Origin of the sequence: Flavobacterium sp. P21, assembly GCF_050632225.1 — a bacterium.
Lineage (GTDB): Bacteria > Bacteroidota > Bacteroidia > Flavobacteriales > Flavobacteriaceae > Flavobacterium.
Map to the genome: position 1 here is coordinate 1,962,576 of NZ_CP192585.1, position 23,054 is coordinate 1,985,629.

The window sequence follows — 23,054 nt, forward strand, 5'->3', positions numbered from 1 at the left end:
AGATAAGTTTTAATTTTCCAAAATGTTTTTTCTCTATTTTAGATAAAGATTTTGGTAAACCGCTGATGGATAGTGTATATAGAACATTTATGGAAAATTCACAAAAAATAAAATGGGGAATTATTGGTTTGGGAAACATAGCCAATCAATTTGCTTCAGACTTGCTATTGCTAGAAGATGCTGAATTGACAGCAGTTGCTTCTAGAGATTTGGTTAAAGCCAATGATTTTGCCCAAAAATTTAATTGCACTAAAGCATATGATTCTTATGAAGCACTTTTTGCCGATGAAGAAGTCGAAATTATTTACATTGCCACGCCACACAATTCTCATGCGAGCATTGTCTATTAAAGCCTTAGAAAACGGAAAACATGTTTTATGCGAAAAACCGATGGCACTTTCGTATCCAGATGCAATCCGAATGATTGAAGCTTCAAAAAAGAATAATAGATTTTTTATGGAAGCATTTTGGACGCGATTTAATCCGTCAATAAAAGAAGTTTTGCAACAAGTAAAAAACGGAGCAATTGGCGATGTGAAATACATCAATGCTGATTTTGCTTTCCGCGGAAGCGAAACTGAAAATCAAAGACTTTTTGACAAGAATCTTGGCGGAGGCGCATTATTTGATATTGGCGTTTATCCTTTATTTCTGTCGTATATATTGTTGGGAAATCCGAAAGAGATTATTGCAAAAGCCATAAAACATAAAAACGACATTGATTTGCAGACTTCGATGATCTTGCAATATGAATCGGCACAATCTATTTTGCACGCTTCCATTGTTTCTGATTCAGAAATGAAAGCGGTTATTGCGGGAAGTAAAGGAAGAATCGAGCTCAATTCGCCTTGGTTTGTTGCCGATGGATATTCTTTATCTATAAACAATGAAAAAGAAGCGGTTATCAGTTTGCCGGTTTTAGGAAAAGGATATTCGCATGAAATTATGGAATGCCATAATTGTATTCGAAATAGTCAAATTGAAAGTGAATTTTGGTCGCACCAGAATTGCTTGGATTTGAGTAAAATAGTGGAAGAAATCAAATCTCAAATTAAATTACCTTTCTAGATTATTTTTTTGTAATAAAATATTTACAATAATTATTTTTTCATTAGATTTAAAAATCATTTAATGAAAGAATAATTATGCTAGTAAAAGTTTACGGAAGTGCCGTTTTTGGAGTAGAAGCAACTACCATTACAATGGAAGTTCATATGGACAAAGGAATTGGTTATCATTTAGTTGGGCTTCCAGATAATGCCATAAAAGAAAGCAGTTTTAGAATTGCAATCGCTCTAAAAAACAACGGATTAAGTCTTCCGGGAAAAAAATAACCATAAATATGGCGCCCGCCGACCTTAGAAAAGAAGGTTCTGCATACGATTTACCACTCGCAATGGGAATTTTAGTCGGTTCAGACCAAATAAAGGCCCCCGAAATTGAACAATATATTATTATGGGCGAACTTTCATTAGATGGAAGTTTGCGACCTATTCGTGGCGCTTTGCCAATTGCAATAAAAGCAAAAGAAGAAGGTTACAAAGGATTTTTTCTGCCAATTCAAAATGTAAAAGAAGCGACAATTGTCGCCGGACTTGATGTTTATGGTGTTTCAAATTTGCAGGAAATAATAGATTTTTTTAAAGGAAAAGGAACGCTTCAGCCAACTGTAATTGATACGAGAGCAGAATTTTACAAAACTCTCGATTTTCCTGAACATGATTTTTCAGATGTTCGCGGTCAAGAGAGTATCAAACGTTGTATGGAAATTGCGGCGACTGGAGGACATAACATCATTTTAATTGGTCCGCCGGGAGCTGGAAAAACAATGTTGGCAAAACGCGTTCCCAGTATTTTGCCTCCAATGACTTTGCGCGAAGCGCTTGAAACGACTAAAATTCACAGTGTTGCTGGAAAACTGAAAGAAGTCGGTTTGATGAATCAGCGACCGTTTCGCAGTCCGCATCATACAATTTCAAATGTGGCTCTTGTTGGTGGCGGAAGTTATCCACAACCGGGCGAAATATCGATGGCGCATAATGGTGTTTTGTTTTTGGATGAATTGCCAGAATTTAAACGTGATGTTTTAGAAGTAATGCGTCAGCCACTTGAAGATCGTGAAGTAACTATTTCTAGAGCCAAATTTACGGTTACATATCCGTCGTCGTTTATGTTGGTGGCGAGCATGAACCCTAGTCCGAGTGGATTTTTTAACGATCCAAGTATGCCGAATACCTCATCACCGCATGAAATGCAACGCTATATGAGCAAAATTTCCGGACCGCTTTTAGACCGAATTGATATTCATATCGAAGTAACACCTGTTCCTTTCGAAAAACTGGCAGATGACCGAAAAGCCGAAAGCAGTGTCGAAATCAGAAAACGTGTTACGGCGGCAAGGGAAATTCAAACTAAAAGATTTCAGGAAATCGAAAACATACATTATAATGCCCAAATGAGCAGTAAATTGATTCGTGAATTTTGCGTTTTAGACGCACAATCAAAAGAATTGCTAAAAACCGCAATGGAACGTTTGAATCTTTCCGCGCGAGCATACGATAGGATTCTGAAAGTCGCGAGAACAATTGCTGATTTAGACAATGCTCCGTCAATTATTTCGCGACATATCGCTGAAGCTATTCAATATAGAAGTCTAGATCGTGAAGGATGGCTTGGATAATTAATTGTGAATTGTTAATTATAAATTGTTAATTGTAAAACCGATTGTCACCCTGAGCGAAGTCGAAGGGCGCTCCTATTGAAACGAGGGCCTCGACTTCGCTCAGCCTGACAATTGCGAATGAAAATTGAAACTGGAAACCTGAACTAAAACTTAATTTCCTTTTATTTCTTTTACTACTTGAACAGGCTTATAAAAACTGCTTCTATTTGTAGTAACAATCAACACGCCGGCTTCTCCATAATTTCCATAAATGCTGATTCCTTTTTGTTTGTCCATGGCGATAATTTTGGAAATTTCCATTTTAGACAAAACAAGCTTTTCTTTTTCCAAGTCCTGAAAACGATGTGGTATTCCGTCAACAACTACAATTGGCTTATCGCTAATTTTTCCGGCTTTAGCCAAATTTGCAATCGAATCAGAAAGATAGAATTTGTCTTTTCCTTCATCAGAGAGTTCATATTTGCTTTGGGAAAATGCCGAAATAGAGGCAAACAAAAGTATTGCGGTAATAAATTTGATCATTTTTTTCAGGTTTAGAGCGGTTAGTTTTTTTGTTAAAGGTTTTGTGTTTTGATATATAATTGAAATCGAAAATACGAATTTTAATATTAATACAATCAGCTCATTAAAACAAAAAAATCCTGCTAAATAAAAGCAGGATTTCATTTATAAGAACATGAAAAATTATTTTTGTTTATCTGCAAAAATTGCATCCAGACCTTCCATCGCAATAGTAAAACCTTCCTTGAATCCCATTTGAATAATCATTTCCAAGTCAGAAAGTTTCTCGTGTTTAATTGCAATATCAACAAAAGTTGAACCGTCTTGTTCAGAAAAATTGACATCCCAGTTAGACCTCGGAAATTCGGTATTTAAATTTCCTTCGCTGTCGCAGAAAGCATCCAAATATTTGAAATTTGTCTTCGGACTAATAGAAGTAAAATCGGCAATTGCCCAATGTTCTTCGCCTTCTGGACCAACCATTGCATAAAGTCGGCGTCCGCCTTCTTTAAATTCCATACTTTTAGTTCGGGCTTTCCAAGGAGCTGGCGCCCACCATTGATCCAGAATTTCAGCTTCTGTCCACGCCGACCAAACATCAGGTAAGGATGCATTAAATTCGCGTTTTACATTTACGGTACTCGTTTCTTTATCTACTGTAAAATTCATTAAAAAATTTGATTTCATTTTCTTTAGATTTTAAATTCGTTGTGTGATTTAAAAAGACTTTTATTTTTCAGCTTCCAAAATTTTATCCAAGCTGTCCATTGCAGATGTAAAACCTTCTTTGAAGCCAGTTTCTATTAATTGTTCTATTTCGGCCAAATTATCTCTGTGAATGGCAATGTCAACAATTGTCGCATTTTCTTCTTCGGAAAAAGTAACGCTCCAGTTTGAACTTCCAAAATTCGGAATTGGGTTTTCATCAGCATCACAAAAAGTTGATGTATGTTTGAAATTCGTTTTTGGAGAAATAGAAGTGTATTCAAAAAAACTCCATCGCTCGTCGCCCTCAGGAGTAACCATTGCATATAATCTTCGTCCCCCTTCCTTAAATTCCATTCTTTTTGTTTTTGATTTTATCGGAGCTGGAGCCCACCATTGATCCAGAATTTCTGCTTCTGTCCATGCCGACCAAACGTTTGACAATGGCGCATTGAATTTGCGTTTTACGTTTACCGTTTTATTTTCCTTGTCTAGGGAAAAATTCATTAAAAGATCAGATTTCATTTTCTTTAGATTTTAAATTCATTAATACTTGATCCAATTGGCTGAAACGGCTTTCCCAAATTTTCTTGAACTGCTCCATCCATTGATCTACTTCTTTCATTTTATCAATTTTGAGCTGATAATAAATTTCTCTGCCCAGTTTTTTTCTTCCAATAAATCACATTCGTTCAAAACTTTAATGTGTTTAGAAACTGCTTGTCTTGTGGTTTTGAATTGTTCTGCAATGGCATTTGGTGTTAATGCCGTTGTCGAAACCAAAACTAAAATCGCTCTTCGAGTCGGATCGGCGATTGCTTGAAAAATATCTCGTTTCATTTTTTAAATAGAATTACGCAACTAATTAGTTGCAAATATACGCAACCTTTTGGTTGCGCAATTAGAAAAAGCATATTTTTTTTAAAGAAAAGAACCTAAACAAAAAAAGACGCATCAAAAATGCGCCTTTTTCTTTATAATCATGTTATATAATTATCGTCTAAATTTATTCTTTACAATGATGTCTTTTAGCTTGGCTTTCAGATCTTCGCCTGTGTCGTAAACCATTTGCTCGTTATTCGGAAACAAAACTGCACGTTTATTGAAGTTGCCTAGATAATTGTCCTCGCATGCATTTTTATCACCTTTATAAGTCGAATAGATATTCTCAAAAACAAATTCACTGCTAATTGGAAATGTCTGAACCAGCTGATTCGATTTCAAATCAACGTAATCCACTTTTGCAGTAACCTGGCACGATTTGAATTGTCGGAATTCGTAAACTGTTGCACGAAGAATTTTATAATTATCTACTTTAACTTCCTTTCCAAGACTGTCTTTTACAGCCTTTCCTCGGCTGTCCAAAAGTGTTTTTACGCCATCTTTTACCTGTTTTTCTTTAGTAAATTCCTTTTCTTTGATTTGCTCTGGAGAAATATAAATATCTCTAAAATTAATAATCAGACTGTAATCGTAGTTTACATTTTTTTGTCTGGCACTATGATAGACCGTCCATTTATCATTTAATCCGTAGGTTTTGAAATCCAATAAATCGTCCTGAAGCATTTTCGGAATTACCATATTAGTTTCATTTTTGGCATAAACATCTACAAAATCAGTTCCTTTAAACTGAGCATCGTCCATCAATTTTTTTGCATTTTTGTAATTCGGATTTATACTTTCCAAATAGGCAAAATCATCGTAAGCTTTTCTGAAATCCAATTTATTGTTCGATTTCAAAAGAGCAGAAGCGTTTTCATACAAATATTTTGAAAGTGCGTTTTTGCTGTTTACAATTTCATTCGAATAATTGTCAAATGGAAAAATCGCGTTTCTTCCCTGCTTTAATAATTTCAAAGGTAAAATCGGCCTAATTTTTTCCTGACGGTTATTGAGCTGTAAATAAGTATTATAGATGCGTTCAGCATTCGCAGGATTATTCTCTTTGTTGAGCATTTCCAGATTACGCAAGTCTCGATCTTTTGCTTTGGCAAAAGCCTCTTCGAGCAGATATACATAATCCTGTTTTCCTTTTGAATCTTTATTCGTTCTTAAAGCTTCGACCGCGCGGTCAATTGCGCCGTCATAATTGCCATCGCTTATTAGCGCTTGTGTTGTTTTTACACCGCACGAAGAAAGAATTAGAAAAAATATAGAAAATAGTAAAGTAGTTTTTTGCATGTTGTATTTTTTGAAGGTGTAAATATATCTTTTTTTAACTTTCAACAACTATGCCTTTTTTTAGATTTTTTAAGGAGCAGAAACCTATGTTTTCATAAGAATGTTTAGTCCCGCTGTCCGCTATATCTTTTGTGGTGAACCCCACCACAAAAGGATGCCGCCTCCATCGGGGCTAGATGAGAAGTTTTGTTTTTTTCGAGTAATAAAAACGATTGTGATTTAGTTACTTACTTTTTTATACTCAAAAGTGCCTACTTCAGGATTTGAGATACTGCGTTTTTCACTGTCAAAAGAATTAATTTTAAATACGACTGGCACAATAACAGAAACGATAGTCAACTGAGAATTGTCGCTTGATAATTTCCATTTTGCTTTATGAGATTCATCACCAATTACGCTTTCAAAATCACCATTTTCTTTAAAAATCTGAAAAACCTGATCTGTTTTAAAACGTTTCTTGATATCTTTTTCTTTTCCGTTTTTAGTCCATTTTACCAATTGCCATTTTCCAATCAATTCTTTAGAAGTTTGAGCCGTGGCAGACAATCCAATTAAAAATGCAAATGCTAAAAATAATTTTCTCATTACTAAAGTTTTAAAGTTGAATTCTAAAATTAAGAATTTCTTCTGATTTGAAAGAAAATTTAAAGTTAAGTCTATGCTTTTTAGTTTGATAGCGACTTTTTAATCAATACAATTTGGCCTAAATGATAATAACTGTGTTCGATCATACAGTCAATGTTTCTTCTGTAAGTGCCATATTTTACATCTACAAAACCTTCGTCTAGTTTTTCATCTGGCATTTTTTCAACCAGAGAAGCAAATTCTTCAGCTGTGTCCCAAAATTTATTTAGAAAAATATCCCATTCCCATTGCGATTGAATAGGAGGAAAGTCAAAACTGAATTTGTCTTTTATATCGAGAGTTCCGCCTTTAAAAACCTGATTTATTCCGTTGATGTAGTAATGAATATGTTGTGCCAGAATTGCAATGGTGTTTAAGTTTTGAAGCGGAGCAATGGCAATTTTCCAATCCAGATTTTCGAGCTGGTCTTTATAATTGGTATTGGCAACCCAAGTTCCGTTCAAAATAATCTCTCTAAACCGATTTGCAATTTCAACTGTATTTTTCATGTTCAAATAATTTTTGGAATAGTTACAATTTTAGCAATATTTCAGCCACCAATATTTATTCTCAAGTTTATATTTTCCAAACCATTTTGAAGGTTTATAAAGAATTACCACAACAAAAATCCACATTAAATAAATTGCCCAAAGAGGCAAACCACTTTCAGTATTTTTTGGACGCCCAAAAGTTCCTGATGCAAATTCGAATTGTGACCAACTGATATCTTGTGCGAAAAGCATAATTATAGTCAGAATATGAATGACATAAAAATGAACAATAAAGTAAAACAAAGGTACTCTTCCATAAACTAAAGTGACTTTTTTGACTTTATTATGAAATTGATCTGCAAAGGCAAGAAGCAAAAACATGATACCTAAATTGAGTAAGCAAAATAGGAGTGAAGGCGGATATTTGGTAACATTGATAAAAGACAAAAAAGTAAAAACAGCATCTTTTTGAACATTCCACAATGCTGGATCGCCATAAATATTCAAGAAGCGAATCGCGACAAATAAAGCCAAAGCACTGCAACCAATTTTGATAAATAGTTTTTTTCTTTTTAGGGTTTCCAGTTCAAAGAATTTTCCGCTAGCAAACCCAACAAACATAATTCCCAGCCATTGAAAAGGTGGGTAAGCCATAATAAATACTCTTCCTAACAAAGGGTTCCCAAATGGAGTTCCAAACGGACTTATAAAAGACGTTAAAATTGGATTTAAAGTCACGTTTTGCGAAACCAAAATAAAAGGCAAAAGATTATGGAAAATTAAAATAAAGAGTCCAATAATTCCTAAGATTCTGGATGGAATTTTCAATAGCAATCCTAAAATAATAAATCCAAAACCTATTGTGGCAATTACTTCAAATAGAAGTGTGTGAAATCCAATATCGAAATACAATCCGAAATTGAAAATTGTAAATTCAAGGAATATTAACCAAAAACCTCTTTTAAATAAAAGCATTCTTGTTTCGGCTAAACTATTATTTTGAAGAGAAAGATAAACCGAAGTTCCTGCCAAAAAAACAAAAGTTGGTGCACATAAATACGTAATCCATCGTGTAAAAAACAACCAAGGTGTAGTTGTTGACAAATCTGTCGGACTTTGTGTTAGCGAATCAACATGCATCAAATCACGAACATGATCAAGAGCCATAATAATCATTACAATGCCTCGTACGATGTCGATTGATGGAAGTCGTTTCATTAGTTTGGTTTTGAAATGATTAAGAGTAAATTTAGTAAATTATTTAATCTTTTCAATTTGCCTTTTATGGCGCAAAACATGTACAATAGCATGTTCCATTAATTGTTCAATATCATAAAGTTGTCCCCACGAAGTCATCATTTTCAATGAATTATCATATTGTTCTAGTTCATTGTCTTTAATTTCTCTGAGAACATTTTCAGTATATTCGAAAACATTGTTTAAGTCGTTCAAATATTCTTCAATAGTTGAATGGAAAACCTTTTCAGGGCGGTCAATAGTATGGCCTTTCAGATTCTGAATATTTATGGCATAAATGTAGCCCGATCTTACAACATGTGATAAAATTGTTTGTATCGATTTGCAATCTTCGTTTGTTGTTTTTTCGTCTGTGATTTTTGTTAAAGCATTATCGGAAAAGGTTTTAATTACATCTTTAAGATCATTAATTGCTTGTTCGTAAATGTCAAGCAATGCTCCAACGGCGCCTTGTCTATTCATTTTTTGGTTATGAAAATTTGTTTTTAATCTGATAAATAATCTCCCAAAAAATAACAGCAAAAACAGCATTTGCAAGTATAGCTGTTTTAACCTGATACGGATCATACTCAAAAAGCAAATGCAGGTTTGTAAACTTCAAAGCCAGAAAAAGGGCCAATGTTGCAATTGCTACAGCGTAGATTACATTCAATATAGGTTTCCATTTTAAAGCCACAAAAGCATAAATAATATTGAAAACCGCATAACCGAATCCTAGGGTTACAAAAGGGTCCGTTTTTAATTTTTCACCTATCTTTAAAATAATTGGTGTTGAAATTAGATATAAAAAGAAAAGTATTGAATAAGAAAGAATTCGTATTTGTGGTTTCATTTTTTATTATTTAAGATGAAGTTTCGCAGTAGCAAAAGTAATTCGAAAAGATGAATTCTAAATGAAGTTAATTTACTCTTTAGATGTTCTTCGGTTTTTTATGGCAATAGTTTTTCTATTTTTTCTTCTGATTTTTCCTTTAAAACGCTATCTGGTTTGAAACTCCAAATGATTAGAAATTTTCCTTTTACGACATATTCTTCTGGATGTTCATCAGTTGGCTGGCCGTCTTTTCCCCAAAGTAATCCTTGCAGAAAACGATCGCCTTTAAAAACGTGATCAAATTCAAAATACATAATCGAACCACGATCGCCTTTGCTTCTAAAATTCTGAATGGCTTTGCTTTTTACAGTTCCAACAATATTGCTGTAGGTTTCAATATCATTATAAAAAGTGCAGGCTTGTGGCGTAATGCAAATATTGCCGTCGTTGAACGTGTAAGCTTTGGGAATTTCTTTTGGTTTTAATTTTAAATCAGCAATAGTTTGACTGAATAAATTGGTTGTAAGCAATATGAATAAAGCTGACAAGGAAATTGTAATTTTCATGATTTGGGTTTTGGGTTTGCTAAGCTAAAATAAGTTTTTTATTTGAGTTTAAAGCGGTCAAAAAGCTTTAAGCAGAAATTTTATCCGAATCATTTTCATCTTCCAAGATATAATTAGAAGGCGTTTTTCCTAAATGTTTTTTGAACATGAAAATGAAAGCGCTGGCAGTTTCATAACCTAAATCCAAAGCGATTTCTTTTATGGATTGTTTTTCGCCCAAACGTTTAATCGCTTCAAGTAATTTTAAACGCGTACGCCAATCGCTGAAATTCATTCCCAATTCTTTTATGAATAATCTCGATAAAGTTCGACTGCTCATAAACGAAAGTTCGGCATAATAATCAATTGTATTTTTGCTTGCTACGTCATTCATTAAAAGTTCAACTACTTTTTGAAGTCTTTCGTTATTTGTCGTTGGCAAAAAAGTAGCGCTTGGCTCAATCAATGCAAGTTCATCCAGAAAAACGGAAATAACTCTGCGTTGCGCAGGCGTCAGGTTTCCATCTGTTCCAAAAGAAATAATTTTGAAGACCAACTGTTTTAAAAACATCGGAATATCAAATGAAAAACTGTTTATAGGCAGTCCTTCACTTGCCGACGGATCAATAAAAACGCTATAATAATTAACGTCTTTCTGAAAAGTAACCTGATGTTCGACACCGCCCGGAAGCCACAATCCCTGCAACGGATTTACAACCCAAATATGATTTCCAACCACAACATTCATGACGCCACGAGTAGCATAAATCAATTGTCCGCGCGGATGCGAGTGCGAAATGCACATTTCGTTGTTGACCATTTCAGTATAGCCAATAACAGGAATTAATGGATTGACTTGGTATCCATAATCCTGCGCCATTCGATATGTCCGAATCTGATTATTCATTGTCCAAATATAGCAATTTTGACATTCTAATTTATTCCAATTTTGTAATAAAATAATACAGCTGTTATTTTTAAAAAATACCATTAACCTAAAAACAACTCATGGAAACCGTTAAAGTACAACCAGAAGTAATTAAAAAAACAACGTATTCGATACTTTTTATAATCAGTTTTTCGCATTTAATCAATGATCTTTTACAAGCTGTCGTTCCTTCAATATATCCGCTCATTAAAGAAAATTTCGGACTGAGTTTTACTCAAATCGGAATTATCACTTTTACCTATCAAATCGTCGCTTCAATTTTACAGCCTTTCGTGGGAATGTATACCGACAAAAATTCTAAACCTTATTCATTGATTGTCGGAATGTGTTTCACCATGACGGGATTATTTTTGGTTTCGATCGCTACAAATTTCACTTTTCTATTGTTATCAGTAAGTTTAATCGGAATTGGATCTTCGATTTTTCATCCTGAATCTTCGAGAGTCGCACATTTGGCTTCAGGCGGTAAAAAAGGACTGGCGCAGTCTATTTTTCAATTGGGAGGAAATGCCGGAAGCGCAATCGGACCTTTGTTGGCGGCTGTTTATAATCATTCCGCATGGACAAAGTTTTGTGGCTTGGTTTTGTATTATCGCTTTAATCGGAATTTTTGCTTTGTATAAAATTGCGCTTTGGTACACAGAACATTTAGCTGAAAGAAATGCGAATAAAGCCACGCATAAAATTGAAACGCATCATTTATCAAAAAATAGAGTGATTGCTTCGTTGATCATTTTATTGGTTTTGATTTTCTCTAAATACTTTTATATGAGCAGTATTACGAGTTATTATACATTCTTTTTGATTGATAAATTCCATATTTCGATTCAGCAATCGCAGGTGTATTTATTCTTGTTTTCTGGAGCTGTTGCGAGCAGGAACTTTAATTGGCGGACCAATTGGCGATCGAATTGGAAGAAAATATGTAATCTGGGTTTCAATTCTTGGAGTTGCGCCATTTACGTTGATGTTGCCTTATGTAGATTTATTTTGGGTCGGAACTTTATCTGTAATTATCGGATTGATTCTTTCTTCTGCTTTCTCTGCAATTCTAGTTTATGCAACTGAATTATTGCCTGGAAAAGTAGGTTTAGTAGCCGGTCTTTTCTTCGGATTCGCCTTTGGAATGGGAGGTTTAGGATCTGCAGTTTTAGGAAAAATCGCCGATGCGACAAGTATAGAATATGTTTTTAAAATTTGTGCGTTTCTGCCTTTGATTGGGATTATTACTGGTTTCTTGCCGAATATTGAGGGGAGGAAAAAAGTTTAATTGCGTCCAGCTTTAGCTGGATGAGAAAATAATAAAGGAGCTTAAGGCTTTAGCCAAATTGTAATATTTGGCTAAAGCCTTTTCTGATCTTGACATATTTCTCCAGTTAAAACTGGAGGCAACTTATAAAAACTTTGCGTTCCTTTTTGCTGTCTCGCTCGTGCCCGTAAAGTTTTTATATTGTAGATTTCTTCAACTTGTGTTCACGAGCGAGACGCTCGCGCTAGCAGGGATAAACGTGTTTTACTTTGTTTGCAAAATTATTTTTCAAGCGGAATTCCTTTTTTTGACATTTCGTATCTCTTCTCAACAAAGTAATATACAGCATCTAGATCAGTATTTGTGAGATATGGAAAAGAAGTCATAAGTCCCCAGCCTTGAGCTCTTATTTCTTTCGCAATTTTATCGCCTCGTTCATACATTTGATAAGAATATCGAGTATAATTGTAAAGCCACTTCTTCTCTCTCAATTTGGTAATACCTCCTAGGGCTGGTGCGGTTGCAATTTGATCCATTCCGATGTAATGACAGGTCGCGCAATCTCTTTTAAAAATATTCCGTCCTTTTGTGTAAAGAGGATCAGTTTGATTAATTGTGATATAGTTTTCTCTTAAATTGAATTTTTCTTCTAGTTGTTTCATTTCGTTGAAAGAACATAAAAGAAAGGCAAGTACAATAATAAAAAATAATTTATTCATGAGTGTATATATGGTTTGTTAACGTTTTATGGCTAATCAGTTTTTTGATTTTATATCTAATATACAGCTTTCATTTTATATAGTCCTTATTTGCAATCTCCCGCTCGAGCATGCAAAGTTTTTATTTATTTGCTTAATTTGAGTTCACGAGCGGGAGGCTCGCGCTAGCGGGGAATTAATTTGCTATATAGTAAAAATAATTTTTGTTAATCTTTTCAAACGTCAAGATTTCGAAAAGAAAATTATCTGTTTCCATTTCTCCTTTTGTGTTGAAATAAAATCCGTATGAATTATCAGTAAGTCCATCAACCAAATAGAAAATACCTTTTTTTGTTTTAACAGCGGAATAAATATTTAACTCCTTAAGTAAGTCAAAAATTTTGATTAGTTGTTTCGAAAAGCTTTTTTTAAATTACTTTCAATCTTATTTGAAATGGGAAAAGGAGAATCTGAAGGGATTATATATTTCCAATAAAGTCCATTTTCTTTATATAGATTATCAACTCTTTGAATTCCTTGATAAGATGTAAAAATCTCATTTTTATTATCTGAAATAAGTTTGGTAAGATTTTCGAATTTTTTCAGGTTTTCATTTAGATAAATTTCTAAAAAGTTTTTCCTCTCTCGACCTTTTTCTAAAAATTGATTTGGCATTTCCATTGCCATTTTTTGCTGTATATTATAATTGTGAGCGAACGCTCCGAAGATAAAATTGGGTACTTCACTTGCATTATGAAAAGTATCTAAGGCCCAAACTTTTTCTCTCTTTAAAGGTCTGATGTCCCATTTTGAAAAAGGTTTACTATTTACTAAAAATGTTTCAAATGTGACTGAATCCTTTTCTATATGTTTCATTAGAAACTCAAATATATCAATGTCGTATTTTTTATCTTTTTCAGGAAACTCTTGGCCAAAACATATTCCTGTAAAACATAATAATAGAAGTGTAATTTTTTTATCATACTATCTGAATTATAATCTCTTAACTTTATTTGCCTTGTTAAAAATTAACTTTGGTTATGCTAAAATATTGAAATAATATTTACAAAGTATGAGATTCATTTTTAAGCACTATTCTTTGTCTAATTTGAAAGGAAGATTTCTAATTCTTCGAAATGATAAGATTGTATATAAAAAATCTGCTCAAATCTGCAAAATCTGCGTGAAACCAAAAAAAATCCCGCCTCAATTAAGAAACGGGATTAAGGTGATATTTAATTTAAGATTAAAAACTAAGTTTAAACTCAATTCTATTTATTTCATCTTGTTTTCCAGACTTAAATTCGATATTTTTTAGATTATCGAGAGATGTGTCAACTATAATTTTTGAGTCCTTAGTTGTTGATCTTTTTGTCTTGATTATTTTTTTTATATTTTTCATTTTCTTTTAATTAAAAAACCATCATAGTCTTTCTTATAATCAAATGGCTCATCTATGATTTTATTATTATCAATCATTCTTGCACCAAATATATCAAAAGTTTCTGATAATTCCTCTTGATTTAACATTATAGCTCTTTTGTAAGTATTTGTTCTTCTAATATCACTCCCTCTGAAAAAGATTGTTATATGCGGATTAGCACTAGTAAATTCATATGCAGTTTTTACTACAGTTGCTAAAATCATTTTAATATCTCCATTATCATTTGTGACTTGATCGTCTACAATGTATTTCTGTTTTAAAGAATCATATTTTAAATCTCCAAAACCAAGATTAAAGACATTTGGATTTGTAGTCGGAGAGTAAACAACTACTTTTCTGAAATTTCCTTTATGACCAATACTTATAAAATGAAATACTGTAGATAATTCATTTTTGATAAGAGCATATTTTTTGTAATTCATTAATATATAAATTTCTTACAAAATTAAAGCTTTTATAATCTGATCTAATATTTTTTGAGATAAAAATGCATAAAAAATCCCGCCTCAATTAAGAAACGGGATTAAGGTGATATTCCTTTTTTTCTATTGTTAAACCGTAGCAACAATTTCTTGAGGCAACGGAATTTGATTTTTAAGTAAATCTTCAAATGTTTCGGCTTGGCGAATTAAGATTCCTTGTCCGTTCATCCATAATACTTCAGCTGGTTTGTATCTTGAATTGTAGTTTGAAGACATTGAGAAACAATATGCTCCAGCATTTCTGAAAGATAAAATGTCTCCTTCAGTAATTTCCTGAATTCTGCGGTTGTTTGCAAAAGTATCTGTTTCGCAAATGTATCCTACAACAGAGTAAAAACGCTCTTTTCCTTTTGGGTTTGAGATGTTTTCAATGTGGTGTGAAGATCCGTACAACATTGGACGAATTAAGTGGTTGAAACCACTGTCAACTCCAGCGAAAACTGTTGAGGTTGTTTGTTTTACTACGTTTACTTTTACTAAGAAATGACCTGCCTCACTCACCAAGAATTTTCCTGGTTCGAAAATAAGTGTCAAATCTCTGCCATATTCAGCACAGAAAGCGTTGAATCTTTTAGATAATTTTTTACCTAATTCTTCGATGTCGGTTTCGATATCGTCTTTTTTGTAAGGCACTTTGAATCCGCTTCCGAAATCTAAGAATTGTAAATCTTTGAAATGTTTTGCGGTATCAAACAAGATTTCAGCAAGCATACAAGAATACTTCGATATCTAAAATATCAGATCCTGTGTGCATGTGAATTCCCACAATGCTCATTTTTGTGTTTTCAACAATTCGCAAGATATGCGGAATCTGGTGAACAGAAATTCCGAATTTACTATCGATATGTCCAACAGAAATATTAGCATTTCCACCCGCCATTACGTGTGGGTTGATACGGATACATACTGGAATATGAGGATGTTTTGTTCCGAATTGCTCTAAAATAGATAAATTGTCGATATTGATTTGTACACCCATTGCGGCAACTTCTTCGATTTCTTCTAGAGAAACGCCGTTTGGTGTAAAGAAAATTCTTTCGGGTTCATAGCCAGCATGAAGTCCTAACAAAACTTCCTGAATTGATACAGTATCTAAACCAGACCCCATGTTCTTTAATAACTGAAGAATCGCAACGTTTGACAATGCCTTCATGGCATAATTAACTCTTAAGTTTTCTACCTTAGAGAAAGCTTTAGTTAATCTGTTGTACTGTGATTGGATTTTTTCGGCATCGTAAACATACAATGGACTTCCAAATTGGTCTGCTAACTGCAGTAAATCTTTTGCTTGCATTTTTAAACTTATTTTGGACAAAGTTATTACTCTTTTGTGTATCAGCAAATAAATTGTAGAAAAATAACAAATTATAACAAATTGTTTTATTTTAAACAATAAGTTGCTTATTTTCGATTTTTATAACTGCTTTTTGAAAGTTGCTAATATAGTAAGTTTTTTCGCCATAGATTGCATGGATTTGATTTTTTCTTGCCACAGATTATCTGATTGCCACAGATTATTTTATCCTAATTTTTTAAAAGAAGCCAAATGTTTGAATTTAGCCCCGATGGAGGCGGTATCCTCGCAGTGGAACGGAGAGATAGAGCCGAAAGCGGGAACTATGTTTATTAAAATGCCTATTGTGATGCTTTAAAATGAGAAAATTTTTCCGCCACGAATTCACGAATTTGACTAATTCTAAAAATGCTGTTGAAATTGTTTTGTAATGAATTTCACGAATTAAGAGAAATTAAAAAAAATAGAAATTCGTGAAATTTAAAGGAAAGAATAGTTTTAAACATCATATATAAATTAGAGTAATTCGTGAATTCGTGGCTAAAAAAAATTATAGCAAAAACAAAACCCCTGAATATAAATTCAAGGGTTTGTTAGTAGTTATGTTGTTGTCGGAATAAGATTAAATAAAATGCAAGGAAAAAAACTTAGTATCTTAGAACCTTAGCATCTTAGAATCTTTAAAAAAAATTATAGACTCGGTAAATCTCCTTTTCCTTTAGTAGGCAAGTTTGTAGATCCCATAAGGAATAAATCTACCTCTCTTGCGGCTTCGCGACCTTCTGAAATAGCCCACACGATTAATGATTGTCCTCTTCTCATATCACCTGCGGTGAAGATGTGAGGAACATTTGTTTGATAATTATGCGCTTTGTAGTTGCTTCTTGCATCAGTTTCGATTCCTAATTGCTCGCTTAAAGTTTTCTCAGGACCTGTAAATCCAAGAGCTAATAAAGCTAAGTCGCAAGGCCAGATTTTTTCAGAACCTTCTTTTTCGATTAATTCTGGACGCTGACCTGGAGTCATTTTCCATTGCACTTCAACTGTTTTTAATCCAGTTAATTCGCCTTTTTCGTTAGAAATGAATTCTTTAGTGTTGATTAACCAGTTTCTGTCGCAACCTTCTTCGTGTGAAGAAGACGTTTTAAGCCGCAACGGCCAGAAAGGCCATGGAGTTGATTCGCTTCTTCCAACTGGAGGTTTTGGTAAAATCTCAAAGTTGGTTACCGATTTAGCTCCATGTCTGTTAGAAGTTCCGATACAGTCAGAACCAGTATCTCCACCACCAATAACGATTACATCTTTACCAGTTGCTTTTACTTGGTCTGGAATAGATTCTCCGTATAAAACTTTAGTTTGTTGAGTCAAGAAATCCATTGCCTGAACAACACCTTTGCTTTCGATTCCTTTAGTTGGCAAGCTTCTTCTTTCAGTTGCTCCTCCGCATAAAACGATAGAATCGAATTGGTTTAATTCTTCTACACTGAAATTAACACCAACATTTACGTTAGTTTTGAAAGTGATTCCTTCTGCTTCCAAAATAGCTACACGACGATCGATAATTCCTTTTTCTAATTTGAAATTTGGAATTCCGTAACGTAATAAACCTCCAATTGCATTGTCTCTTTCAAAAACAGTAACCGTGTGACCAGCTCTGTTTAATTGCTGAGCGGTACGCAAGACCTGCAGGTCCTGAACCAATAACGGCAACAGTTTTACCAGTTCTTGTTTTTGGCGCTTGTGGTTTGATCCATCCTTCAGCAAAACCTCTTTCTACGATGCTTTTCTCGATGTTTTCGATAGAAACCGGATCTTTGATGATTCCTAATACACATGATTTCTCACATGGAGCAGGGCATAAGCGTCCTGTAAATTCAGGGAAGTTATTAGTAGATTGTAAAATCTCTAATGCGCTTTGCCATTCTTCCTGATGCACCATGTCGTTGAAGTCAGGAATTAAATTTCCTAACGGACATCCACTGTGGCAAAAAGGAATTCCACAGTCCATACATCTTGATCCTTGTTCTTTTAATTTATCTTTTGGTACCGGAATAGTAAATTCGTTGTAGTTCGAAACACGTTCTGCTACTGCTAAATTACTTTCGTCGGCTCTGTTATATTCTTTAAATCCGCCTATTTTACCCATGACTTTTTTATTAAATCTAAATGATCAAATTCCAATTCTTAAATTCCAAATTCCAATTTTTTTAACCGCAAAGAACGCAAGGTTTTTGTTTTGCTTTTTGGAGTGTTTTAAGTTCGCAAAGCTTTGAGGTTAACTTCAATCTAAAATCTAAAATCTGAATTCTAAAATCATTTATCCCGCTATTAATTCTTCTATTTGTTTTTCTTCTGCAATTCGTTTTAATGCTTTTTTATAATCTGTTGGCATTACTTTTACGAAGTGCTGTGTTTGATTTTCCCAGTCTGCTAAAATTCTTTTTGCTAATGGACTGCTTGTGTACAATGAATGGTTTTTGATCAGTTTTCTTAGTTTTGTAAGATCTTCTTCTTCCATTGGATCGAATGCAACCATTTCCATGTTACAAACTGTAGAATCGAATTTCTTGTTTGGATCGTAAACATAAGCCACACCACCGCTCATACCAGTCGCGAAGTTTCTTCCTGTTTTTCCTAAAACTACTACTGTACCACCAGTCATGTACTCGCAACCGTGATCTCCAATTCCTTCTACAACAGCTGTTGCTCCAGAGTTTCTCACACAGAAACGCTCTCCTGCGATACCATTAATATAAGCCTCTCCGGTAATAGCTCCGTAAAGGGCAACGTTTCCGATAATGATGTTGTCTTCAGGTTTGAAAGTTGCAGTAGGAGGTACTTTTACAATTAGTTTTCCTCCAGAAAGACCTTTTCCTAAATAATCATTACAGTTTCCGTGAATTTTAAATGACAATCCGTTTGTTGCGAATGCACCAAAACTTTGTCCGGCAGAACCTTCAAAATCAACTAAAATAGTGTCATCTGGTAATCCTTGTGCGCCATAAATTTTTGAGATTTCGTTACTCAAAATCGCTCCTACAGAACGGTCTGTATTTTTGATTTTGAAGGTAACTCTCGTTTTCTCTTTTCTATAGATAGATGGAATAGCTTCTTTAATGATGTCAAAATCCAATACGTTTTCAAGAGCATGATCTTGAGTTGTTGTATTATGATTAGGAACCGTTTTCGCTTTTTCCGGTTTGTATAGAATAGTTGATAAATCTAAACCATTAGCTTTATAATGTTTGATAGCTTTGTCTACGTTTAATTTTTGAGACTGGCCAACCATTTCTTTTAAAGTTCTGAAACCTAACTGTGCCATGATTTCTCTTAATTCTTCAGCAATGAAATACATGAAGTTGATTACGTGCTCTGGAGTTCCTTTGAAATTTTTTCTCAATTCAGGATCCTGAGTTGCAATACCAACCGGACAAGTATTTAAGTGACAAGCTCTCATCATGATACATCCAGAAGCTACAAGCGGAGCAGTTGCAAATCCGAATTCTTCCGCACCTAATAAAGCGACTATCGCCACGTCACGTCCTGTTTTCAACTGTCCGTCACATTCTAAAACTACACGGCTTCTTAAGTCGTTTAGAATCAAAGTTTGTTGAGCTTCAGCTAAACCAAGTTCCCATGGAATACCTGTGTGCTGTAAAGATGTTAATGGAGCGGCTCCAGTTCCTCCGTCATAACCTGAAATCAAGATAACGTCAGCTTTTGCTTTGGCAACACCGGCGACGATGGTTCCAACTCCAACTTCAGAAACTAATTTCACGTTGATACGAGCTTCACGGTTTGCGTTTTTCAAATCGTAAATCAACTGAGATAAATCCTCAATAGAGTAAATATCGTGGTGAGGCGGAGGCGAAATCAAACCTACATAAGGCGTAGAGTTTCTGGTTTCAGCAATCCAAGGCACCACTTTTTCTCCAGGCAACTGACCACCTTCTCCAGGTTTTGCTCCCTGAGCCATTTTGATTTGGATTTCTCTAGCGTTTGTCAAATAGTTGATCGAAACACCAAAACGTCCAGATGCAACTTGTTTGATGGCAGAGTTTCTAGAATCTCCGTTAATTTCTTTCTGGAAACGTCTTGGATCTTCTCCACCTTCTCCAGAGTTACTTTTTCCTCCAATTCTGTTCATTGCAATCGCTAAGTTCTCGTGCGCTTCCTGGCTGATAGAACCATAAGACATTGCTCCGGTTTTGAATTTCTTCACAATTTCTGTCCAAGGTTCTACTTCGTCAATAGAAATTGGATCCAAATTGTTGAATTCAAATAAACCTCTAATGGTCATTAAGTTTGAGCTTTGCTCATTTACAGCATTTGCATATTCTTTATAGCTTTCTGGGCTGTTTAAACGAACTGCTTGTTGTAATTTAGAAATCGTAGTTGGGTTAAACATGTGTTTTTCACCACCACGTCTCCATCTGTAAATACCTCCAATTTCAAGAGAAAGCAAGTTTGCAATTTTTGAATTTGGGAAAGCTTTTTGGAAACGTTTTTTAACCTCTTTCTCTACTTCCATCAAACCAATTCCTTCAATTCTTGATGGAGTGTATGGGAAGTATTTAGATGTAAATGTTTTGTTTAAACCTAAAATCTCGAAAATCTGAGCTGACTCTGTATGAATGTAAAGTAGAGATACCAATTTTGTTCATGATTTTTACGATTCCTTTCGCAATCGCTTTGTTGTAGTTAACTACAGCATAATCCGCTTTTACTTTTGTAATGAAACCTTTTTCAACTTGATCGTGAATGATTTCGTTTACCATATAAGGGTTAATTGCACTTGCTCCGTATCCGAACAATAAAGCAAAATGATGAGGTTCTCTAGGTTCAGCAGATTCGATGATGATTCCGAATTTAGAACGAACTTGTAAAATGTTTAATGAGTGGTGAATGTAAGAACAAGCTAATAACATCGGAATTGGAGCTAATTCTTCGCTAACACCTCTATCAGATAAGATAATAATGTTGCATCCTTCTTCAACCGCTTTAAAAGTAGCCTGAACACATTTTTCAAGTGCACGCTCTAAACCGTTAACTCCTTTTTCTATTTTATATAAAGTAGAAATGGTAGCCGATTTGAAATCTGCGTGATCGATATTTCTGATTTTATCCAAATCCTCGTTAGAGATAACCGGATTTTGGATTTTTAGTTTTTTACATTGTTTAGATTCAATTTCGAAAATATTGAAATCGCCACCAATCGCTAAACTGATATCCGTAATGATTTCTTCACGAATACCATCCAACGGCGGGTTAGTAACCTGAGCAAACAATTGTTTGAAGTAATTGTACAACAACTGAGGTTGATCTGAGAGAACTGCCAAAGGTGTATCATTACCCATAGAACTGATAGCTTCAGCTCCGTCGCTTCCCATTGGATTGATGATTGTTTTTAAGTCTTCAATAGTATAACCAAACAAACGCTGTCTTGTTAAGAAATCTAATTTTTCAACAGGAGTAGGGTTGTTAGTGTAAGGAACGCTAGCCAATGGCAATAAGTTTTCGTCAACCCATTGTTTGTATGGACGTTTTGTAACGATCGCTTTTTTAACTTCTTCGTCTTCGATGATACGGCCTTCGTTCATGTCAACCAAGAACATTTTTCCTGGCTCTAAACGACCGTGCTGAATTACATCTTCCGGATCGATGTCTAATACACCAATTTCAGATGACATAATTACGAATCCGCTATGTGTTAATGTATAACGAGAAGGACGCAAACCGTTTCTGTCTAGTAAAGCTCCAATTACGTTACCATCTGTAAACGGAATAGAAGCTGGACCATCCCAAGGTTCCATGATACAAGCATTGTACTCATAGAAAGCTCTTTTCTCAGGAGACATTGTTTGGTGTTTTTCCCAAGCTTCAGGAACCACCATCATCATTGCCTCTGGAAGAGAACGACCTGTCATTAATAAAAGCTCAATCACCATATCCATAGAAGCAGAATCTGATTTTCCTTCTAAGATAATTGGGAATAATTTTTTAATGTCTTCGCCAAAAACTTTACTCTGCATAAGCTCTTCACGAGCACGCATACGGCTTACGTTTCCACGAAGTGTGTTGATCTCACCATTATGACACATGTATCTAAACGGCTGAGCTAGATCCCAAGATGGGAATGTATTGGTAGAGAAACGTTGGTGTACAAGCGCAAGACGCGTCACCAAGTCTGGATCTTTCAAATCTATATAATAACGGCTGATGTCTTCCGGCATCAATAGACCTTTATATATTATAGTAGTTGTCGATAAACTAGTAAAATAAAACATGTGGCTTTCTGAGGTTTTAGATCCTCTTACGGCATGTTCAGCAATTTTTCTAGCCGCAAAAAGTTTTGCATTAAATTCTTGTTCAGTTAAATCCTGTCCGTTTTTAGAAACGAAAACTTGTTTAATTGTTGGTTCTTTTTCTGGCGGCGATTTCACCTAAATTTTCAACGTCAACTGGCACATCTCTCCAACCTAAAACTTTTAAGTTCTGGTCTTTAATAGTAGCCTCAAATGCATTAATACAAAAAGAAACCTGGTTTTTGCTTTTTGGTAAAAAAACCATTCCTACTGCATACTCACGCGCTTCAGGGATTTCAAAGTCACATACTTTCTTAAAGAACGCATGTGGGATATCAAATAAAATTCCAGCCCCGTCTCCAGTTCTTCCATCAGAACTAACGGCACCACGATGTTCCAATTTTATTAAGATGTCCAATGCTTTATGAATAATATCATTTGACTTAATACCATTCAAATTACAAATAAATCCTGCACCACAATTGTCGTGTTCAAATTCAGGCAAATAGAGCCCTTGTTCTTTAACTTTCATTCTTGATATTTTTTCTACAAAAATAAAGATTTCGTTAAACATAATGTATTGAAATTGTGCTTTTGCTTTCATTTTTACCGTAATATTAGAAAAACGGTTCTTAAATGATAATAATATTATTTAAGGCATTGCGAAATGATAAAATCATAATAACAATTAAATAATATTAGGAAAAATCGTCGTGAGGCCTAGAATTCAATAGGGTTTTTTGTTAAATATCAAACGATATAGTGATTTTGTGTTAACTTTTTCGATGCAATTCGTTAACGGTAAATTTGCTTTCAAAAAGAATATCCAATT

At 34.3% G+C, this 23,054-nt stretch carries 16 protein-coding genes and 6 pseudogenes; 4 read left to right on the forward strand and 18 right to left on the reverse strand.

Annotated features, from left to right (window positions below; all coding sequences use genetic code 11):
- The first annotated feature begins 89 nt into the window (after positions 1–89).
- From ACQ9BO_RS09720 to ACQ9BO_RS09730, 3 genes and pseudogenes are all read left to right on the forward strand, one after another.
- Complete coding sequence (locus ACQ9BO_RS09720; RefSeq protein ID WP_431244540.1) at positions 90–350, forward strand: Gfo/Idh/MocA family protein; 261 nt, start codon at positions 90–92, stop codon at positions 348–350.
- Positions 331–1,068 carry a Gfo/Idh/MocA family protein gene (locus ACQ9BO_RS09725; RefSeq protein WP_431244541.1) on the forward strand — a complete coding sequence of 246 codons (738 nt, stop codon included), beginning with the start codon at positions 331–333 and terminating at the stop codon, positions 1,066–1,068. The genes ACQ9BO_RS09720 and ACQ9BO_RS09725 overlap by 20 nt, the downstream gene beginning before the upstream one ends.
- Positions 1,069–1,214: 146 nt before the next feature.
- A pseudogene (locus ACQ9BO_RS09730) lies at positions 1,215–2,680 on the forward strand (YifB family Mg chelatase-like AAA ATPase).
- Between the two features lie 153 nt (positions 2,681–2,833).
- Here the strand turns inward: ACQ9BO_RS09730 and ACQ9BO_RS09735 are convergent.
- The 12 genes and pseudogenes from ACQ9BO_RS09735 to ACQ9BO_RS09790 form a co-directional block, all read right to left on the reverse strand.
- On the reverse strand, positions 2,834–3,205 hold the full coding sequence (locus tag ACQ9BO_RS09735; protein WP_431244542.1) for a hypothetical protein: 372 nt from the start codon (positions 3,203–3,205) through the stop codon (positions 2,834–2,836).
- Positions 3,206–3,367: 162 nt separating this feature from the next.
- Complete coding sequence (locus tag ACQ9BO_RS09740; protein WP_431244543.1) at positions 3,368–3,871, reverse strand: SRPBCC family protein; 504 nt, start codon at positions 3,869–3,871, stop codon at positions 3,368–3,370.
- Between the two features lie 42 nt (positions 3,872–3,913).
- The gene (locus tag ACQ9BO_RS09745; protein WP_431244544.1) at positions 3,914–4,414 is read right to left on the reverse strand and encodes an SRPBCC family protein; all 501 of its coding nucleotides are present in this window, start codon (positions 4,412–4,414) and stop codon (positions 3,914–3,916) included.
- A pseudogene (locus ACQ9BO_RS09750) lies at positions 4,404–4,729 on the reverse strand (ArsR/SmtB family transcription factor). Before ACQ9BO_RS09750 ends, ACQ9BO_RS09745 begins: the two are co-directional and overlap by 11 nt.
- Before the next feature lie 153 nt (positions 4,730–4,882).
- Positions 4,883–6,070 (reverse strand): hypothetical protein, encoded by a 1,188-nt coding sequence (locus tag ACQ9BO_RS09755; RefSeq protein ID WP_431244545.1) that lies wholly within the window; start codon positions 6,068–6,070, stop codon positions 4,883–4,885.
- A 219-nt stretch (positions 6,071–6,289) separates the two neighbouring features.
- On the reverse strand, positions 6,290–6,655 hold the full coding sequence (locus ACQ9BO_RS09760; protein WP_431244546.1) for a hypothetical protein: 366 nt from the start codon (positions 6,653–6,655) through the stop codon (positions 6,290–6,292).
- A gap of 80 nt (positions 6,656–6,735) precedes the next feature.
- On the reverse strand, positions 6,736–7,203 hold the full coding sequence (locus ACQ9BO_RS09765) for a DUF1572 domain-containing protein (protein ID WP_431244547.1): 468 nt from the start codon (positions 7,201–7,203) through the stop codon (positions 6,736–6,738).
- Positions 7,204–7,233: 30 nt separating this feature from the next.
- Entirely contained in the window at positions 7,234–8,403 is a 1,170-nt protein-coding gene (locus ACQ9BO_RS09770) for a DUF1624 domain-containing protein (RefSeq protein ID WP_431244548.1), read from the reverse strand.
- A gap of 39 nt (positions 8,404–8,442) precedes the next feature.
- Entirely contained in the window at positions 8,443–8,904 is a 462-nt protein-coding gene (locus ACQ9BO_RS09775; RefSeq protein WP_431244549.1) for a DinB family protein, read from the reverse strand.
- A 7-nt stretch (positions 8,905–8,911) separates the two neighbouring features.
- Positions 8,912–9,274, reverse strand: coding sequence for a hypothetical protein (locus ACQ9BO_RS09780; protein ID WP_431244550.1), 363 nt, complete (start codon positions 9,272–9,274; stop codon positions 8,912–8,914).
- 98 nt (positions 9,275–9,372) lie between these two features.
- Positions 9,373–9,822 (reverse strand): hypothetical protein, encoded by a 450-nt coding sequence (locus ACQ9BO_RS09785; protein ID WP_431244551.1) that lies wholly within the window; start codon positions 9,820–9,822, stop codon positions 9,373–9,375.
- 67 nt (positions 9,823–9,889) lie between these two features.
- On the reverse strand, positions 9,890–10,708 hold the full coding sequence (locus ACQ9BO_RS09790) for an AraC family transcriptional regulator (protein WP_320566530.1): 819 nt from the start codon (positions 10,706–10,708) through the stop codon (positions 9,890–9,892).
- Positions 10,709–10,809: 101 nt separating this feature from the next.
- On the opposite strand from ACQ9BO_RS09790, the pseudogene ACQ9BO_RS09795 reads away from it, so the two are divergent.
- Positions 10,810–12,020, forward strand: a pseudogene (locus tag ACQ9BO_RS09795) (MFS transporter).
- 260 nt (positions 12,021–12,280) lie between these two features.
- Here the strand turns inward: ACQ9BO_RS09795 and ACQ9BO_RS09800 are convergent.
- The 6 genes and pseudogenes from ACQ9BO_RS09800 to gltB form a co-directional block, all read right to left on the reverse strand.
- The gene (locus tag ACQ9BO_RS09800; RefSeq protein WP_431244552.1) at positions 12,281–12,718 is read right to left on the reverse strand and encodes a c-type cytochrome; all 438 of its coding nucleotides are present in this window, start codon (positions 12,716–12,718) and stop codon (positions 12,281–12,283) included.
- A gap of 384 nt (positions 12,719–13,102) precedes the next feature.
- Positions 13,103–13,573, reverse strand: a complete 471-nt coding sequence (locus tag ACQ9BO_RS09805) for a hypothetical protein (protein ID WP_431244553.1) — start codon at positions 13,571–13,573, stop codon at positions 13,103–13,105.
- Between the two features lie 522 nt (positions 13,574–14,095).
- A complete protein-coding gene (locus ACQ9BO_RS09810; RefSeq protein WP_431244554.1) occupies positions 14,096–14,563 on the reverse strand; it encodes a DUF6934 family protein in 468 nt (155 codons plus the stop codon).
- A gap of 129 nt (positions 14,564–14,692) precedes the next feature.
- Positions 14,693–15,917: pseudogene (gene lysA / locus ACQ9BO_RS09815) on the reverse strand (diaminopimelate decarboxylase).
- 690 nt (positions 15,918–16,607) lie between these two features.
- Positions 16,608–18,063, reverse strand: a pseudogene (locus ACQ9BO_RS09820) (glutamate synthase subunit beta).
- A gap of 171 nt (positions 18,064–18,234) precedes the next feature.
- Positions 18,235–22,754, reverse strand: a pseudogene (gltB, locus tag ACQ9BO_RS09825) (glutamate synthase large subunit).
- Between the last annotated feature and the right edge of the window lie 300 nt (positions 22,755–23,054).